This window comes from Pontibacter sp. CAU 1760, from assembly GCF_054482735.1.
On sequence record NZ_JBTLRL010000001.1, the window covers coordinates 384,458 to 402,954 of the forward strand.

The 18,497-nt window shown below is 52.8% G+C and carries 17 protein-coding genes; 10 read left to right on the forward strand and 7 right to left on the reverse strand.

Annotated elements, in window-relative coordinates; genetic code table 11:
• The first annotated feature begins 7 nt into the window (after window positions 1-7).
• The 4 genes from eno to dnaK all read left to right on the forward strand — a co-directional run bounded on the left by eno (window position 8) and on the right by dnaK (window position 4,410).
• A complete protein-coding gene (gene eno, locus ACXYMU_RS01730) occupies window positions 8-1,285 on the forward strand; it encodes a phosphopyruvate hydratase (protein ID WP_458984612.1) in 1,278 nt (425 codons plus the stop codon).
• Between the two features lie 94 nt (window positions 1,286-1,379).
• Window positions 1,380-1,679 carry an FtsB family cell division protein gene (locus ACXYMU_RS01735; protein ID WP_458984613.1) on the forward strand — a complete coding sequence of 100 codons (300 nt, stop codon included), beginning with the start codon at window positions 1,380-1,382 and terminating at the stop codon, window positions 1,677-1,679.
• Window positions 1,680-1,820: 141 nt separating this feature from the next.
• Window positions 1,821-2,318 (forward strand): DinB family protein, encoded by a 498-nt coding sequence (locus tag ACXYMU_RS01740; protein WP_458984614.1) that lies wholly within the window; start codon window positions 1,821-1,823, stop codon window positions 2,316-2,318.
• Window positions 2,319-2,544: 226 nt separating this feature from the next.
• A complete protein-coding gene (gene dnaK / locus ACXYMU_RS01745; protein ID WP_458984615.1) occupies window positions 2,545-4,410 on the forward strand; it encodes a molecular chaperone DnaK in 1,866 nt (621 codons plus the stop codon).
• 340 nt (window positions 4,411-4,750) lie between these two features.
• Here dnaK and ACXYMU_RS01750 read toward each other — a convergent pair whose 3' ends face one another.
• The 7 genes from ACXYMU_RS01750 to ACXYMU_RS01780 all read right to left on the reverse strand — a co-directional run bounded on the left by ACXYMU_RS01750 (window position 4,751) and on the right by ACXYMU_RS01780 (window position 10,676).
• Complete coding sequence (locus ACXYMU_RS01750; protein ID WP_458984616.1) at window positions 4,751-5,089, reverse strand: hypothetical protein; 339 nt, start codon at window positions 5,087-5,089, stop codon at window positions 4,751-4,753.
• Between the two features lie 5 nt (window positions 5,090-5,094).
• Window positions 5,095-6,162, reverse strand: a complete 1,068-nt coding sequence (locus ACXYMU_RS01755) for an Ldh family oxidoreductase (protein ID WP_458984617.1) — start codon at window positions 6,160-6,162, stop codon at window positions 5,095-5,097.
• Between the two features lie 212 nt (window positions 6,163-6,374).
• The gene (locus tag ACXYMU_RS01760; RefSeq protein ID WP_458984618.1) at window positions 6,375-7,319 is read right to left on the reverse strand and encodes a Ppx/GppA phosphatase family protein; all 945 of its coding nucleotides are present in this window, start codon (window positions 7,317-7,319) and stop codon (window positions 6,375-6,377) included.
• Between the two features lie 145 nt (window positions 7,320-7,464).
• Window positions 7,465-8,211, reverse strand: coding sequence for an SDR family oxidoreductase (locus ACXYMU_RS01765; RefSeq protein ID WP_458984619.1), 747 nt, complete (start codon window positions 8,209-8,211; stop codon window positions 7,465-7,467).
• A gap of 409 nt (window positions 8,212-8,620) precedes the next feature.
• Window positions 8,621-9,061: a hypothetical protein gene (locus ACXYMU_RS01770; protein WP_458984620.1), complete on the reverse strand. Its 441-nt coding sequence runs from the start codon at window positions 9,059-9,061 to the stop codon at window positions 8,621-8,623.
• 7 nt (window positions 9,062-9,068) lie between these two features.
• A complete protein-coding gene (locus tag ACXYMU_RS01775) occupies window positions 9,069-9,620 on the reverse strand; it encodes a hypothetical protein (protein ID WP_458984621.1) in 552 nt (183 codons plus the stop codon).
• 162 nt (window positions 9,621-9,782) lie between these two features.
• Complete coding sequence (locus ACXYMU_RS01780) at window positions 9,783-10,676, reverse strand: class I SAM-dependent methyltransferase (protein WP_458984622.1); 894 nt, start codon at window positions 10,674-10,676, stop codon at window positions 9,783-9,785.
• Window positions 10,677-10,778: 102 nt separating this feature from the next.
• Here ACXYMU_RS01780 and dapF point away from each other — a divergent pair, with 102 nt between their 5' ends.
• The 6 genes from dapF (at window position 10,779) to ACXYMU_RS01810 (ending at window position 18,494) form a co-directional block, all read left to right on the forward strand.
• Window positions 10,779-11,570 carry a diaminopimelate epimerase gene (gene dapF, locus ACXYMU_RS01785; protein ID WP_458984623.1) on the forward strand — a complete coding sequence of 264 codons (792 nt, stop codon included), beginning with the start codon at window positions 10,779-10,781 and terminating at the stop codon, window positions 11,568-11,570.
• Between the two features lie 28 nt (window positions 11,571-11,598).
• Window positions 11,599-12,114: a GNAT family N-acetyltransferase gene (locus ACXYMU_RS01790; protein WP_458984624.1), complete on the forward strand. Its 516-nt coding sequence runs from the start codon at window positions 11,599-11,601 to the stop codon at window positions 12,112-12,114.
• Between the two features lie 376 nt (window positions 12,115-12,490).
• Entirely contained in the window at window positions 12,491-15,868 is a 3,378-nt protein-coding gene (gene secA / locus ACXYMU_RS01795; protein WP_458984625.1) for a preprotein translocase subunit SecA, read from the forward strand.
• Between the two features lie 121 nt (window positions 15,869-15,989).
• A complete protein-coding gene (gene deoC / locus ACXYMU_RS01800; RefSeq protein ID WP_458984626.1) occupies window positions 15,990-16,652 on the forward strand; it encodes a deoxyribose-phosphate aldolase in 663 nt (220 codons plus the stop codon).
• On the forward strand, window positions 16,645-17,160 hold the full coding sequence (locus ACXYMU_RS01805; protein ID WP_458984627.1) for a sporulation protein: 516 nt from the start codon (window positions 16,645-16,647) through the stop codon (window positions 17,158-17,160). The genes deoC and ACXYMU_RS01805 overlap by 8 nt, the downstream gene beginning before the upstream one ends.
• A 140-nt stretch (window positions 17,161-17,300) precedes the next feature.
• Window positions 17,301-18,494, forward strand: coding sequence for a M20 metallopeptidase family protein (locus ACXYMU_RS01810; RefSeq protein ID WP_458984628.1), 1,194 nt, complete (start codon window positions 17,301-17,303; stop codon window positions 18,492-18,494).
• Window positions 18,495-18,497 lie beyond the last annotated feature (3 nt).

An 18,497-nucleotide genomic window follows, 5' to 3' on the forward strand; every position in this document is an offset into this window, starting at 1 on the left:
ACGAACCATGAGCTTAATCACAGACATTAAAGCCAGACAAATCTTCGACTCAAGAGGAAATCCTACTGTAGAGGTAGATGTTGTTACCGAATATGGCGCGCTTGGACGTGCTGCTGTTCCTTCTGGCGCCTCCACAGGTGTGCACGAGGCAGTAGAACTACGAGACAACGACAAAAGCAAATACATGGGCAAAGGTGTTCTGCAGGCAGTGCAGAACGTGAACGAGAAAATTGCCGAAGAATTGATCGGTTTCCAGGTATACGAGCAAAACCTGCTGGATAAGCTGATGATTGAGCTGGATGGCTCTAACAACAAAGGCAACTTGGGCGCTAACGCTATCCTTGGTGTATCGCTGGCGATTGCCCGTGCTGCCGCCCAGGAGCTGAATATGCCACTTTACCGTTATGTGGGTGGTGTAAACGCTAACACGCTTCCTGTTCCGATGATGAACATCCTGAACGGCGGTAGCCATGCGGATAACGCCATCGACTTCCAGGAGTTCATGATCATGCCGGTAGGTGCTACTTCTTTCTCTGAGGCACTGCGCATGGGTTCTGAGGTGTTCCACCACCTGAAGAACGTATTGAAGAAGAAAGGCCTTTCTACGAACGTAGGGGATGAGGGCGGCTTTGCTCCGAATATCGCTTCGAACGTAGAGGCGATCGAGGTTGTCTTGCAGGCTATTGAGACGGCTGGTTACAAGCCAGGCGACGATATGATGATCGCGATGGATGCCGCTAGCTCTGAGTTCTACGATGCTTCTTCTGGCACTTACCACTTCAAGAAGTCTACTGGCGATAAGCTGTCTTCTTCTGACATGGTGAGCTACTGGAATGAGTGGGTAAACAAATACCCGATCATCTCGATCGAGGATGGTATGGCTGAGGATGACTGGAAAGGCTGGAAAGAGTTGACTGACAAGGTTGGTGATAAGTGCCAGTTGGTGGGCGATGACCTGTTTGTGACGAACGTAGAGCGCCTGCAGCAAGGTATCGACCAGAAGGTGGCTAACTCTATCCTGATCAAGGTAAACCAGATTGGTACCCTGACGGAGACGATTGACGCCATTAACCTGGGCCGTCGCCATGGGTATAAGAGCGTAATGAGCCACCGTTCTGGTGAGACAGAAGACAACACAATCGCTGACCTTGCTGTTGCCCTGAACACAGGACAGATCAAAACAGGTTCTTCTTCCCGCTCTGACCGTATGGCCAAGTACAACCAGTTGATCCGTATCGAGGAAGAACTAGGCGAGGTAGCTTACTTCCCGGGCAGAAAATTCTAGAAATACCATACGGTATAAAATAAATCTTGGTAAGGCTGTGGGTTATCTGACTCACAGCCTTATTTTTGTATAAGACCTTTTTAGCCTTACCAGTATGTATAAGCGCATCCCCAAAGTCCTCCGGAATTTCTACTTTATCACCTCTTTCCTGTTTTTGGTATGGATGCTCTTCTTTGACTCGAACGACTTCATCACGCAGTATCAGATGAACAAAACACTCAGCAACCTGGAAGAGGAGAAAGAGCATTACCTGGAAAAGATGGAGGAGGTGCAGAAAGACCGGAAAGAACTGATGAGCGACCCCAAACTGCTTGAGAAATTCGCCCGCGAGAAATACCTGATGAAACGCCCGAATGAGGATGTGTTTATTATTGTGGCGAAAGAGGAAGAGTAACCTATTCTAACAGCGGCTGCTATTTCATACCTGCCTTTGCTTCATTTGCAGCAGTATTTCGCTAAATCTTATTGCTAATTGCGTTATTTAATGCTAATTTAATTAGTTAATATTGCTTCTCAACAAAACCAGAGTAACTCTATGAAAATCATTCAAAAGCTTCTGAAGGAAATAGACGAAGAAGGAGAGAGAACCCGCAACATGCTGGCCATCGTGCCTAACGATAAATATGACTGGCAACCACACGCCAAAAGCATGCCTGTCAAAGACCTCGCGCTGCACATTGCCGACTTGCCTACCTGGATTACTTTAGCCGTTACCACCGACGAACTTGATTTTGCAACTAGCCCATACAATCCTGGAAATGCAAGCAGCACCGAGGAACTGTTGGCGCTCTTCGAAAAGAACCTGGCGAAAGCCAAAGAAGACATGGCACAGGCAACAGAGGAGCAACTGGAGGAACCCTGGAGCTTAAAGAATGGCGAGGTGGTGTACATGACCTTATCGAAATATGAGACCATTCGCCATGCGTTGGCGCAAACCATACACCACAGGGCCCAATTAGGCGTGTACCTGCGCCTACTGAACATCCCTATTCCTGGTAGCTACGGACCAAGCGCCGACGAACAAGGATTGTAAAAGTCAAGAAGCGGAGCAGTAGGTTACTTTACTGCTCCACTTTTTGCTTTCAGGTTCATTTAATCTCAAATGCAGTGTTTCCTGCCATACACTTCCCTTCAACTCCTCTTGAATGATAGAGGCGGCAATCCGCTTACCCGTTAAACAAATCCCTCCCCAAATTATTTGTAACTTTGTGCTATGTGCTGTTGCTGTATAGCGGCGGCCTCACGTAATTAAAGATACTATGGCAAAAGTTGCAATAAACCTTTCTACTGGTGCGCTTCAGCAGGCAGAAGTAATAGTAGGTATAGATTTAGGAACGACCAATAGCTTGGTGGCCTACATCCATCCTGAAGACAAGAAACCCATCGCCATTAACGACCAGGGGCGCGGTACCATCGTGCCGTCGGTGGTGCACTTCACGCAGAACGGCGAGACGATTGTAGGTACCGAGGCAAAAGACTACCTGATCTCCGATCCGGCAAACACGATATACTCTGTCAAGCGCCTGCTAGGCAAATCTTACAAAGACCTTGGCGAGCACAAGGACTACTTTGGGTATAAGATCATCGATGATGACAGCGAAGGGCTGGTGAAGATCCGGGTGCAGGATAAGTTCTATTCTCCGATAGAGCTGTCGGCGGACATTCTGCGCGAACTGCGCGAGCGGGCCGAGCATGCCCTGAAAACCCCTGTGAACCGCGCCGTGATCACGGTGCCCGCCTACTTCAACGACTCCCAGCGCCAGGCTACCCGCGACGCCGGAAAACTGGCCGGGCTGGAGGTGCTACGCATCGTAAACGAGCCCACAGCGGCCGCACTGGCCTACGGCATCGGCATCGACCCGAACGAGGAGAAGACCGTGGCGGTATATGACCTGGGGGGCGGTACGTTTGACATTTCCATCCTGAGCATCCATCAGGGAATTTTTGAGGTGCTGTCTACCAATGGGGATACCTACCTCGGCGGCGATGACTTCGACCGTGCCATCATCAACTATTGGATACAGCAGAACGAGTTGATTGCAGACACCGTGAACCAGGACAAAAACCTGTCGCAGGAGTTACGCTTGAAAGCCGAGGAAGCCAAGAAAGCGTTGAGCACGCAGGAAGTATATACCAGCAACATCAACGGCACCATGGAGTGCCATATCGAGCGCCATACCTTCGAGGCCCTGATTGCCCCAATTGTAGCCCGAACCATTGAAAGCTGCCGCCAGGCAATGGGCGATGCAAAACTCAGCCCGGAGCAGATTGACGCCGTGATCATGGTGGGAGGCTCTACGCGTGTGCCGATGGTATACGAGGCCGTTTCAGAGTTCTTCGGCAAGCCCGCCAATAATAACCTTAACCCGGACGAGGTGGTAGCGCTCGGCGCAGCCATTCAGGCCGATATCCTGGCGGGTAACCGCAAGGACATCCTGCTGCTGGACGTGACGCCGCTCACACTGGGCATCGAAACGATGGGTGGCCTGATGGACCCCATCATCCCGAGAAACTCCAAGATACCGACCAAAGCCGGACGCCAGTATACCACTTCGGTGGATGGACAGGTGAACATGAAGATATCCGTCTTCCAGGGGGAGCGCGACATCGTGAAGGAGAACCGCAAACTGGCCGAGTTCGACCTGAAGGGTATACCTGCCATGCCCGCTGGTTTCCCGAAAGTAGATGTAAACTTTATCCTGAACGCGGACGGTATCCTGAAGGTAGAGGCAGTGGAGCTTCGCTCTGGCACGCGCCAGGAAGTAGAGGTGAAGCCACAGTATGGCCTGACAGACGAGCAGGTAGAGCAGATGCTGATGGACTCCATCACGCACGCAAAAGACGACGTAACAGCCCGGATGCAGATCGAGGCCCGCAGCACCGCCGAGCAGATGCTATACCAGGTAGAGCGCTTTGTGGAGAAGAACGGCGAGCACCTGACAGAAGAGGAGATTGCCCTGACCCGCAAAAACCTGCAAAGCCTGAAAGACGTGCTGGCTGCCGGTGGCGATAAAGACACGATTTACGGTGCCGTGGACGTGCTGGAAGCGCAGACAAGCCCGTTCGCAGAACGCGTGATGCAGATCTCTATCAAGAAGGCGATGTCTGGTAAAAAAATAGAGTAAGCTACCTTACAAGTATAAAAGCAAACATCCCGCTATCAGATAAACTGGCAGCGGGATGTTTGCTTTTATACCTTAACTTGAAATCGTAAATCAAGCGGTTGTTTTAAACTCGAAGCTCCTTGTTGTCATAGCTTGTTTTGCGCTCCACGCCCGCTGGGGCGCGTTTTCCCGCTCGGCACTGTGTACATTTCCTGCCTAACGGCTGCCACTCACGTGGCACCGGAAATCTACAAGGTGCCTCCCGGAAAAACTGGGAATCATTTTGCCTTGTTCCGGCTAAACTATACTCCTCCGAAGTAGGTAAACCTAATGCTGTTTCCGAGGTCACGTTACCTTATTGTTACTGAATTACGCCGAGTACAAACTGGAGCAGGTTGAAGTTGAAGTAGAGAAGCGTTACGGCCACAATAACGCCCACCATCACGTTGGCATAGGGGGCGTCTTTTTCCTGCACGTCGCGCACGCCCCAATAGGTATAGGCCAGCAGGGCAAGCAATGCGTATATGAGCAGCAAAACAGGTATACCCAGCAACACCTCCACCGACGCAAAGTGCCAGAAGTAATTGAGGCCCAGCCAGAGCACATTCAGGAGCCATGCCAGCACCATCATTAGGATGCTGCGGTTGGCCGAGCCAACACCAATCCGGGTAAAAAACTTTGCAGTGAAGCGTTGAGCCATGGCGCCTACAGCTTTATACCGAATCGCTTTGCCAGTTGCTCCAGGTCGCGCTCTACCGGCGGCAATAGCGGAATGCCTTTCTTCAGACGCTTTTGGGTCATCTCACGCTCCGGGTCACCAGGTATCAGCACGGCCTTCTGTCCTTTTTTCACCTTGGCGTTGCGGAATGTGGCAATCCAGTTATCCATGTGGGCCTTAAATTCATCGGCGGGGCGGAAGGCGTCGATGCGCATGGCACCTAGGAAGTGCCCGATACCCTCGCCGGGCAGGTTATCCGCCACAGGCAGGAAGCTAACGAAAGGGGGTACCCAGGGGCCATAGTTGGCACCAGATAATACTGCCGAGAAAATGTCTACGATAGAGGCGAGCGCATACCCCTTGTGGCTCCCGTGTACCTTGTCGCTGCCTAACGGTAAAAGCGCGCCACCTTCTTTCAATTCGTTGGCGTTGGTGGTGCGAGCGCCTTCTTTGGTTTGTATCCACCCGAGGGGGGCTTTCTTCTCCTTGCGCTGCAAAATCTCCAGCTTGCCGTTTGCAGCCGAGGCCGTGGCAAAGTCGGCGACGAAGGGTGGTTGGTTTTGGGTAGGTATGGCCACGGCAATCGGGTTGGTGCCTAGCATGCGGTCGGTGGAGAAAGTGGGGGCTACCAGGGGAGAGGCATTTGTCATGGCAATCCCGATCATGTCTGAAGACAGGGCCTCCATAGCATGGTAACCGGCAATGCCGAAGTGGTTTGAGTTCTTGACAGATACCCAGCCAGTACCTACTTTTTCCGCTTTCTCAATAGCAATGTCCATGGCTTTAGGGGCAATCACAAGTCCCAGGCCGGCATCGCCGTCAACAGTGGCCGTGCTCGGGGTTTCGTGCACAATGCGCATTTGAGGCTTCGGGTTGATACGGCCGGCTTCCCAAAGGCGCACATAGCCGCTCAGGCGAGCCACCCCATGTGAGTCCACACCGCGCAAATCAGCCTCTAAAAGAACTTCGGCAGCCAGTTTGGCATCTTTTGGAGGGCAGCCCATGTGCAGGAATACTTCTTGGGTAAAATCGAAGAGTTGTCTGTATGAATGCATGTATATATCTCTAATGAGCGGGCGAAATTACTAAAAAAGCAGCAGACCAACGGCTGGGTATGGGAAGTCAACGCTATGAGAAGAGGTATGCTACCGGTGAACTGCTGCCGTGGCAGTAGGTATAAACCTGTATAATTGCCATTTCAACTTACATCAAAAATCTGAACGCCTTATATACTCAGATTTCTCCCATAGGTCGAAATGACAAATGGTTAGTCTTTTTCCTCCTCAAGCACTTTCTGCAGCACCCCTTCTTTCAAGGCATAAGCGGACACGCGAATTTCCTTCAGGGCATACTCTTCCAGCACAAAGTCCACGACAATACTGGCCAGCACAATCATATCTACGCGCATGGCAAGCATGCCCGGCATGGCTAGGCGCTGTTCGTGGTTGTTGCGTAGCAGCGACGCATGGATTCTGTAATAGTTGTCGAGTGCCAGTGTAGCGGCGGCTGGCTGGTTGATTTGCCTGCTGGTGTCGCCCCTACGGAGTGCATCGATGTCGCAGAGCGTGTCGAAGGTGCCGGACGAGCCAACCAATACTGTGGGCTTGTACTGGGTAACGGCCTGCGTGAGGGGCTGCAGCTTCTCGCGCAGATAGGCTTTCTCGGCTTGTATGCTTTCAGGTGCGATAGGGTCTTGCTGGAAGAACTGGTCCATCAGGCGCTGGGCACCCACCTCGAAGCTCCGTTTCCAGAAAATCTGGTTGTTGTTGCAGATGATGAACTCTACGCTGCCGCCGCCGATGTCCATGATCAGAGAAATCTGCTCATCCAGCACGCCTGCCGAGCGCACCCCGTAATAAATCAGTTCAGCTTCTTTATCGCCGTCTATCACCTCTACCTGTATGTCGGTCAGCTTAAAGATGTCCTTCACAAAGGCTTCGCCATTGCTGGCATTGCGCACCATACTGGTCGCCATGGCCCGCACGGTCTCCACCTCGTGGGCATCGATCTGCTCCCTGAAATCTTGCAGCGTTCTGAGCGCCCGTTCGTAAGCCTCTTCTGCAATGGCGCCGTTGCTGATGCCGCCCTGGCCCAGGCGCACGGGCACTTTGGTTCTGACAAAGTCATGCCGGGTTCCGTTTTCATTCACCTCCGTAATGAGCAGGTGAAAAGTGTTGGTGCCCATATCGATGAGTGCGAGGCGTTTCTTCATGATCGTAAGCTTAATGGGTTCGGCGAATGCTGGCTACAAGTTACACTGCTCAGAAGACTTGTGCCAATTGAGTATAAAAAAAGGCTCAAAACCTAAACGGTAATTGAGCCTTTATGATTTGTGCACTGCTGCACGATGTATGCTACTAGAACTCCTGCACGGTTGGGCGCAGCGAGATGGAGTTAATGTCTACATCGGCAGGCTGCTCGATGGCAAAGGCAATTGCCCTGGCTACAGAGTCGGCCGGAATGGCGCTCTTGTAGAACTCCTTCACAAACGCTGAACTCTGCTCGTGCGAACTACCGTGCTTCAATTCCGAATCAACGGCACCCGGGTCAATGGATGTGGTGCGAATGCTGCCACCCACCTCATGGCGTAAACCTTCGGTAATCGCCTTCACAGCGAACTTAGTGCCGCTGTATACCGTGCCACCCGGGCTAAATACCTTTAGGCCAGCTACCGAAGAGATGTTAATGAAGTGGCCGGCACCCTGCTTTTCGAAAATAGGAAGCGCTGCCGCAATGCCATATAATACACCTTTGATGTTGATATCGATCATGCGGTCCCACTCGTCTACCTTTGTCTCGCTTATCGGGGCAATCGACATCAGGCCAGCGTTGTTCACCAACACATCAATTCGGCCGAACGCATCCACGGCTTTGTTGATAAGCGCCTTTACGTCCTCGGCTTTGGTAACGTCCGTTTTCAATACTTCGGCTTTGCCGCCTGCCGCGCGGATATCAGAGGCAATGGCTTCCAGTTGCTCCAAACGGCGGGCACCTAATACCACAGAGGCACCTTTCGCTGCTAAATGCCGGGCTGTAGCCTCTCCTAATCCGCTGCTTCCACCTGTAATCACTACTACTTTTCCTTGGATGTTATTGGTCTCCATTTCTCGTTGTTTAGTACTTTGATAAAAATTAAGCTTGCAAAGGCAAAAGGCATAAGATGTGCCACGGGCTACAAAAACATACCTGCTAGGTTGCCTTCGTAGCCCGCCCTTTGTCTATGTGTTTACAACAACGGACCTTTGCACAATGTTTAAACAAATCCTGTTAGAAAGGCAGCGCAGGCCAAACCGCATCTGCCACCTTGAGGTAAGCCCAGTGCCTGGCGTGATAGTGATACATTTCATGTCGAAAGCGTAAAGCAAGTGGCTTGTCTCTTTATTAAAGTTCCCACCGATCACCTGGTTGCTAGTTGGGAAGTCGCGCACGCCCCAATCTGAGTTGAAGAAGTTGCCGCTGTGTAGGATATTAACGCTGAACTGACTCGCGTGCCCATTGTGCGTGACACAGCAGCTAGCGTCGTTTTCTGAAAATCATTTTCCGGAGAAGCAGGTACCCATTGCTGAGCTTGTGTTGCTTTCCGAATATGGGTAAACTGATTGTGAGCAGCAGCGAGATACAGGCAGCAGTGCCTAGGCTCCCGCCATAGCCCGCAAAGAAACTGCTTGTGTTCAGGTAAATCAGGGAGAAGAGAAACCCGGAGGTGCCAATGAGCAGGTAGCTCGACACCACGTTAGAGGACACCATCCCGATAAACGAGGCGCCAATAAACACAACCGGTATATGCTGCGTGAGGTAGGCCGGAAGCAAGTGCGGGAAAAAGTAGAACAGCAAACCAACAGCCAGCGACAGGCCAGCCGATGCCCGTACAGGCCCTTGGTGCAGCTTTACGTTCAGGGCATAGGTACAAAGCGCGGCGATGATACCAGTGGCAATCAGAATAGCTGTGTGCATACCCATGCTAAAAGAACAGGAAAATCAGTAAGTAGGTCACGGCCACGCCGCCAAAAGCGAGCGTGCCCAGTTTGCCGCCAACACCCCGAAAGAAGTTCTTGGAGAACACGAGCAACAACCCTGTAATCAGGCTAGCCATCAGAACAAAGAATGGGGTTTCGGCGATGTGCTGGCTGGACATACCCACAAAAGCGCCACAATAGGCAGCAGCGGGTGCTTCTTGCAGCAACCGCGATTGCGGCTTGAGACGCGGTATGAAGGACGCCACTACACCAACAAACGCCGCCCCGATAACAGGGCCGAAAGCCAGTATGATGTTAATGTAGAATGCCAGCAGCGCGCCAACCACCACAAATAGCACTGCTACAAAATCCCTTCGCATATGCCTGGAGTCATGTATGGGCATCTGGCGGTAAGCCACGAACAGCACGAGGCCCAACGTCAGGCTAAAAAGCAGGATAGGGATGAGGGTGAGTTGCTCATGCAAAATCGCTAACAGGAATGACGCTTGTAAAATGATTATCAGCAACAACGGGATTTTCTGCAGCGTTTTCTTCATCAAGCGTTTCTATATTTCTTTAGTTTTTGACTCAGAGTATGGTAAGTGGTGAACAGGACAGGTATACCGCGCGTCTAGCTACACATGGAAAGTTCGTACTGCCATACCGCTACTATGAGAGGGGTATGGCAGCACTTTATATAGCTGATAAAGTGGGAGAACTTATTTTTTTACAGAGGTGAACCGGAAGAAGGTACCCAGCGGTAAACGGCGGTTGCCGCTGTCGTGCAGGTATAACTCGCCCAGTTCTTCATGCTGCACTTTCTGCCCAAAGGTTTGGCGCATCAGATTATCGAGCACCATGGCCGAGAAACCCATCGAGTAAAGGTTTATGAGCAGGAAATAATCGGTGCCGTCCAGCATCTCGTGGCAGAGCTTGATCATTTCGTTCAGCTCATTCTCCAGTTGCCATTTCTCGTTGTTCGGGCCGCGGCCATAAGAAGGAGGGTCCAGTATGATGCCGTTATACTTGTTGCCCCGCTTTACTTCGCGGCGGGCGTATTTCATGGCATCCTCCACAATCCAGCGCACATTGTCGAGGTTACTGGCCTCCATGTTGTCGCGGGCCCAGAAGTTCACCTGCTTGATTGAGTCGAGGTGCGTAACGTCGGCACCAGCGGCTTTGGCGGCCAGGGTAGCGCCCCCGGTATAGGCAAACATGTTCAGCACCTTGGGCTGCGGGGTTTGCAGTTGGCGGGTAGTGTCATAGATAAACTTCCAGTTACTGTCCTGCTCCGGGAAAATGCCCACATGCTTGAAGGACGACAAACCCAGTCGGAAGCGCAGTTTCAGGTCGTTATAGCCATAGTTGATATACCATTGCTCCGGCATTCCTTTCTTCAGCTTCCACTGGCCTTTTTCCTGGCTGCCTTTGTCGCGGGTAAACACGGCCTGCGCCAGGCGCTGCCACTCGCTTTCCGGCAGGTGCTTGTCCCAGATGGCCTGCGGCTCGGGCCGAGCCACAAAGTACTCTCCGAAACGCTCCAACTTCTCAAAATTTCCAGAATCTACCAGCTCGTAATCAGCCCAGTTTTCTGTAGTTAAAAAGGAATACATATCTTTGTCTTTTATATTGGCAGTGTGCTGCTTGGCAAAAGTACTCAATATCCGCTTAACCTTAAAAAGGCACGCTGCCTCAGAATTTTTTGTTACAGCTATATGGCAATAACCTTTTACAAATATCAGGGCACGGGGAATGACTTCGTGATGGTAGACAACCGGAAGCATACGTTCCCGACAGAGGACGAGGCATTGGTGAAGCAACTTTGCGACAGACGCACAGGTGTGGGCGCTGATGGCCTGATTCTGCTGCAGGACCATCCGGACTATGACTTTGAGATGGTGTATTACAATGCCGATGGCCGCCTGGGCTCTATGTGCGGCAACGGGGCGCGTTGCACGGTTCGTTTTGCAAGACACCTGGGGGTGATCGAGGATGTGGCCTGCTTCCTGGCTGCCGATGGCGAGCACCAGGCCAGCGTAGAGCGCGACCTCATCCAGTTAAAGATGAATGATGTGCGCCACGTAGAGCAGATTGGCGAGGACCATTACCTCAGCACGGGTTCCCCGCACTATGTGCGTTTTGTGGAGGATGTGCAGGAGCTGGATGTATATGCCGAAGGCCGTGCCATTCGCTACAACAGCCGTTTTAAAGAGGTGGGTACAAACGTGAACTTTGTGCAGAAAATAGCAGACGATGAGATTTTTGTACGCACCTATGAGCGTGGTGTGGAAGATGAAACGCTCTCCTGTGGTACCGGTGTAACGGCATGCGCCCTGGTGGCCAGCCTGAAAGGCTTTAAAAGCCCGGTAAAGGTAAAGACGCTGGGAGGCGATTTAGAAGTTGCCTTCGACCAGACCGATGGCCACTTTAACCACATTTACCTGATTGGCCCGGCCAAGCAGGTGTTTTCGGGCACTGTGCCGTTGGCGCAACCACAGCAACTATAGGTATAACAAGGTATAACTCCGGATCAGCGTGTTCCTAAGTGCAGAAAATACTTATTTAAGAGCCTTAGAGCCCACTGATCTGGAGTTTTTGTATACCCTCGAAAACGATCAATCGGTCTGGCACGTGGGCAACACGCTGATGCCTTTCTCTAAGGCGGTGCTTAAAACCTATCTCGAAAACGCTGCCCTCGACATCTATACCGTGAAGCAACTGCGCCTGGTCATCTGCAACCAGCGTCATGAGGCGGTGGGCACTATTGACCTTTTCGATTTCGAGCCGCTGCATCGGCGCGCTGGGGTGGGCGTTGTTGTACTGCCGGCGCACCGCGGCAACAAGCATGCTGCCGAGGCCCTGCAACTGCTTCTGGACTATAGCCAGCAGACACTGCAACTGCACCAGGTATACTGTACCGTCACGGCTACGAATCTGGCCAGCCTCAACCTTTTCCAGAAAGCCGGTTTCGATAAAGTAGGTCTCCGGAGAGACTGGCTGTCTACGCCCTATGGCTGGCAGGATGTGGTAGAGTTTCAGCGGGTTTTTTAAGCGCAGCGTTAGCCCTGGGTTTTGAGATCATATGCCCAGTACGGTTATACCACCCTGGTTATACTGTAAAGTCGCTGGCAGGGCAGCAATTCGAGCAGGTCTATAAAGCAAATCTCCCCGATTCCACTCCCCTGTACAGCAATCCTGCAAGCGCAAACCCCTGCCACTCTGCCACGTGTTACAGGATATGGCATAACCATTTAAGGCGCTGAGTATCAAATAGTGTAAAAATGCTATGTATCCGGTAATTATGGCAGATGCGCCAAAGTGAGGTTATTCTGGTACTGTTTTGGTGCTACACATCGGATATATCGGAAAATCACCTTATTTTTGACGATATTGCGAACAAAGGATTTATATAAAAAGCTACATACAGATGTTTGATTTTTTCGGTAAAACCGTTGCGAAATTATTCGGAACTAAATCCGACAGAGATATAAAAGAGGTTGTCCCTTACGTATCGAAAGTTAACGAAGAATACGTGAAGCTGAGCGGCCTGACGGACGATCAGCTCCGCCATAAGACGGCAGAGATCAAGGGCATTATCGATGAGCGCCTGAAGCCAACGGACGAGAAGATTGCCGCGCTGCACAAGCGCATCGCCGATGAACCGGAGCTGAACATCGTGCAGAAGGAGAATATCTTCGCTGAGATTGATGAGCTGGAGAAGGAGCGCAACAAGGAGTTGGAAGTGGTGCTGATGGAAGTATTGCCGCTCGGCTTTGCCGTAGTGAAGGAAACCGCGCGCCGCTGGAAAGAAAACGGCCAGATGGTGGTAACAGCCACCGACATGGACCGTGACCTTGCTGCCCGCAAGCCAAACGTGCAACTGGATGGCGACAAGGCGATCTGGGCAAACCGCTGGCTGGCCGCCGGAAGCGAAATTGTATGGGACATGCTGCACTATGATGTGCAGCTGATCGGTGGCATTGTGCTGCACCAGGGTAAGATTGCGGAGATGGCCACAGGTGAGGGTAAAACGCTTGTGGCAACACTGCCTGCATACCTGAACGCACTGGCCCGACGCGGCGTGCACGTGGTTACGGTAAACGACTACCTGGCCAAGCGTGACTCTGAGTGGATGGCGCCTTTGTTCGAGTTCCATGGCCTGACCATCGACTGCATCGACAAGCACCAGCCGAACTCCGAGTCGCGCCGCAACGCCTACAAGGCAGACATCACCTACGGTACAAACAACGAATTCGGCTTCGACTACCTGCGCGACAACATGAGCCGCGAGCCACAGGACCTGGTGCAGCGCAAGCACCATTACGCCATGGTCGATGAGGTGGACTCCGTTCTGATTGACGATGCCCGTACCCCGCTCATTATTTCCGGCCCGGTGCCGCGCGGCGATGAGCATGAGTTCTACCAACTGAAGCCACGCATTGCCATGCTGGTGGAAGCGCAGCGGAAGGTAGTGCAGAACTTCCTGACAGATGCCAAGCGCATGATCAAGGAAGGCAACACGCAGGAGGGCGGACTGTCGTTGTTCAGAGCTTACCGTGGTTTGCCGAAGAGCAAGCCCTTGATCAAGTTCCTGAGCGAAACAGGTAACCGCGCCATCATGCAGAAGACAGAGAACTTCTACCTGCAGGATAACTCGCGCCAGATGCCAGAGGCCGACGCGCCGCTCTACTTCACCATCGATGAGAAGCACAACCAGATTGAGCTGACGGAGAAAGGCATTGACCTGATCACGGGCCAGGGCGAGGATCCGAACTTCTACATCATGCCGGACATCGGCACGGAGATCGCCAACATCGAGAACGATAAATCGCTGACGCACGAGGAGCAACTGCATAACAAGGAGCAACTCATTGCAGACTTCCAGGAGAAGTCGAAGCGTATCCACACCATCAACCAGTTGCTGAAGGCTTATACCCTGTTCGAGAAGGATACAGAGTATATCGTAACACCAGACCACAAAGTAAAAATTGTGGATGAGCAGACAGGCCGCGTAATGGAGGGCCGTCGTTATTCAGACGGTTTGCACCAGGCCATCGAGGCAAAGGAGAACGTGAAGGTGGAGGACGCCACACAGACTTACGCCACGGTTACGCTGCAGAACTACTTCCGTATGTACCACAAGCTTTCGGGTATGACGGGTACGGCCGAAACAGAGGCAGGCGAGTTCTGGGACATCTACAAGCTGGATGTGGTCGTGATCCCGACCAACCGCCCGATTCAACGAAAAGACGAGCACGACAAGGTATACAAAACCGTTCGTGAGAAATACAATGCCGTTGCCGACGAGATCGTGCAACTGACAGAACAGGGCCGTCCGGTGCTGGTGGGTACCACCTCGGTGGAGATCTCGGAGCTCCTGAGCCGCATGCTGAAGCTGCGCAACATCAAGCACCAGGTACTGAACGCCAAGATGCACCAGAAGGAGGCAGAAGTAGTAGCCGAGGCCGGTAAGCCGGGCACGGTAACCATCGCCACGAACATGGCAGGCCGTGGTACCGATATTAAGCTTACAAAAGAATCTAAAGGCGCGGGTGGCCTGGCCATTATCGGTACCGAGCGCCACGAGTCGCGCCGCGTAGACCGCCAGTTGCGTGGTCGCGCCGGTCGCCAGGGTGACCCGGGTTCTTCACAGTTCTTCGTGAGTTTGGAAGACAACCTGATGCGCCTGTTCGGCTCTGACCGTATTGCCCGCCTGATGGACCGCATGGGCCTAGAAGAAGGAGAGGTGATTCAGCACTCGATGATCACGAACTCCATTGAGCGTGCGCAGAAAAAGGTAGAAGAAAATAACTTTGGCCAGCGGAAGCGCTTGTTGGAGTACGATGATGTGATGAACGCGCAGCGTGAGGTGGTATACAAGCGCCGCCGCAACGCCCTTTACGGGGAGCGCCTGGAGCTGGATATCTGGAACATGATCTACGATATCAGCGAAGACGTGGTGGTAAGCTACAAAAACATCAGCGACTACGAGAACTTCCAGCTGCATGTGCTGCGCGTGTTTGGCATCGAGTCTGCCATCACCGAGGACGAGTTCAAGTCGGTACAGGCCAACGCGCTGGCCGAGCGCCTTTACAACGAGGCCCTGAACCACTACCTGGATCGCAACAAGAAGACGGGAGAGCAGGCATACCCGATCATCTCAGACATCCACCAGAACCGTGGGCCGATGATTGAGAACGTGGCCGTGCCGTTTACCGATGGCAAGCGCCAGCTGGCTGCCGTGGCCAACCTGACCAAAGCGTATGAGTCGCATGGCGCGGAGCTGATCCGGGCTATGGAGAAAATCATCACGCTGGGTACGATTGACCAGGCCTGGACCGAGCACCTGCGCGAGATGGACAACTTGAAGCAGAGTGTGCAGAACGCGGTATACGAGCAGAAAGACCCGCTGTTGATCTATAAGTTCGAGTCGTTTGAGCTGTTCAAGCGCATGATCGGCAAGGTGAACGAGCAGACCATTCAGTTCCTGTTCCATGCTTACATACCGGTGCAGGCACCGTCGGCACAAATGGAAGCGCCGATTAGGCCGCCAATGGCACCAAAGCCGCCTGTGCTGAAAGAGCAGAAGCAGGAAGTGCACTCATCTCTCGAGGATGAAACTGGCCATACCTCAGCGCCGGCACAGGAGCCGGAGAGAATTATGCCGGCACACTCGCATAAAGTTGCCGGCCGCAACGACCGTGTGAACGTGCAGTATAACGATGGCCGTGTGCTGAAGGACGTGAAGTTCAAGACAGTGGAAGACGACCTGAACCACAACCGTTGCATACTGATTGAGGAATAATAAAAAGCGTGGCTACGAGGGTATACCTCCGGCCACCTTTTACTTTAAGTAGATAAACCGATGAAGGATGTAAAATGAGCTCACTACTTGTTTTATGTCCTTTGTCATTTAAACCAGAAAGATGCTTGCAGAAGAAATTGCCGGCTATATAGACCATACGCAGCTACGGCCGGATGCAACTGCCGCGCAAGTGTTGCAGCTTTGCGATGAAGCCCGGAGTTATGGCTTCGCGGCTGTTTGCGTGCCGCCCTGCTATGTGCAGCAGGCAACAGAACGCCTGGGGCCTGGTGCTTTGGTGAAAGTGGCGACCGTGATCGGTTTTCCGCTGGGGTATCAGCACGCCAAGGTAAAGTTCTTGGAAACGCATCAGGCCATTGCCGACGGCGCCACCGAGATAGATGTGGTGATGAACATATCTGCTTTCAAATCCGGGGAGTACGCCGCGGTAGAGAATGAACTGGGCGACCTGGCTAAGTTCTGCCACATGAAAGAGGCTGAGCTAAAGGTGATCATCGAAACGGCGCTGCTTAGCCCAGATGAGATTGAGAAAGCCTGCGAAATCTGTGTGACCGCCGGTGCCGATTACGTAAAGACTTCTACGGGCTTCAGTACGCGGGGTGCTTCGCTGGAAGACATTAAGCTGATGCGCCGGGTGTTACCCAGGCACATGAAGATAAAAGCCTCCGGAGGTATCAAAACATTGGCAGATGCCGAAGCGTTAATCAAGGCGGGTGCCGACAGGCTAGGCTGCTCCGCCAGTATAAACATCGTGACTCATGAATAGAATTCTTAACCTACTGCTGTCGTTGGCCCTGATCTTCAGCACGGCGTGTGCCTCTTCTTCTGCCCGCACAGCAAAAGACGCAGACAGGGGCCGGGATGCTAGGCCTAAACTGGAGGAAGACCTGAGCATTTACCGTCCGAAATACCCGGTGGATGCAGCTGAGGCGCCTGTTGCCCGCATAGAGCCAACGCACCATGTAAACGACAGGGTAGCCGTGCTGATGGATACCGTGGCTAGCGTGAACAAGAACATCAAGTACGCCCAAGGATACCGCATTCTCGCTTACAACGGCTCAGAGCGGCAGACTGTGATGAACCTGCGTAAATCCATTATTGCGCGTGTTCCGGACGAGAGGGATTACCTGACCTACCAGCAACCGAACTTCCGGCTTAAGGTCGGTGACTTTTTCAGCCGTATTGAGGCACAGCAGGTGCTGAACCGAATCTCTGACCTTATCCCGAATGCACAGATCGTGCAGGACCAGATTAACATCAACAAGACCTACTAAGGGATACAACCCTGTAGCAAAAGCTTTAAAGACGCTGTGACCATAATTTGGCTGCAGCGTCTTTTATTTTTTAGTACCTTTCCTTATGTTTCATGCCCTATCCCAACCGTTAAGAATAGGCTATACCAACACACAGAACTTTGAGCACAGCAAATAAGATACAACAACTCGCCCACGCTTATACCCCCGACACAGTGGAGGTGCGCCGCCATCTGCACGCCAACCCCGAGCTATCGTTTGAGGAGCATCATACCGCCGCATACGTGCGGGAGGTGCTGGAGCGCTATGGCCTGGAACCGGAAAGCATGGCCGGCACAGGCTTGGTAGCTTTGATACAGGGCCGCAACCCCGGGAAGAAAACAATCGCCCTGCGCGCTGACCTGGATGCCCTGCCCATACTGGAGGCAAATGAGGTGCCTTACAAATCTACCAACACGGGAGTGATGCATGCCTGCGGGCACGATGTGCACACGGCCTCGTTGTTGGGCGCTGCCCGTATTTTGCAGGAGATGAAAGAGGAGTTTGAAGGAACAGTGAAGCTGATCTTTCAGCCAGGCGAGGAGAAGTTTCCGGGTGGGGCCTCTATCATGATCAAAGAGGGCGTGCTGCAGAACCCGACTCCGCAGGGTATTGTGGGCCAGCACGTGTTCCCGATGCTGCCGGCAGGAAAGGTTGGTTTCCGACCGGGTATGTATATGGCCAGTGCCGACGAGATTTACATCACCGTGAAAGGCAAGGGCGGACACGCGGCCATGCCGGAGCAAAACATCGATACCGTGCTGATCGCTTCTCACCTGATTGTAGCCCTGCAGCAGATCGTGAGCCGACACGCAAGCCCTAAGGTGCCGTCGGTGCTGTCGTTTGGCAAGGTTGAGGCGAAGGGCGCGACCAATGTTATTCCGAACGAGGTAAAGATAGAGGGGACTTTTCGGACAATGAACGAGGTGTGGCGCAAAGAGGCGCACAAGCGCATCAAGAAGCTGGCGGAGGGCCTGTGCGAGAGTATGGGCGGCAGCTGCGAGATCGACATCAAGAACGGCTACCCATACCTACAGAACGATCCCGAATTAACCGAACGCGCCCGCGCTGCAGCCGAGGCTTACCTGGGTGCCGACAACGTAGTAGATCTGGACCTGTGGATGGGGGCAGAGGATTTTGCCTACTATTCACAGGAAGTGCCGGCTTGTTTCTACCGCCTGGGCACCCGCAACGAGGCCCGCGGCATTGTGTCGTCGGTGCATACCCCTACGTTTGATATTGACGAGGCAGCCCTGGAAACAAGCATTGGCCTGATGGCCTACATCGCTTTGCAAGAGCTGCAAACGGCAGAGTAGCGT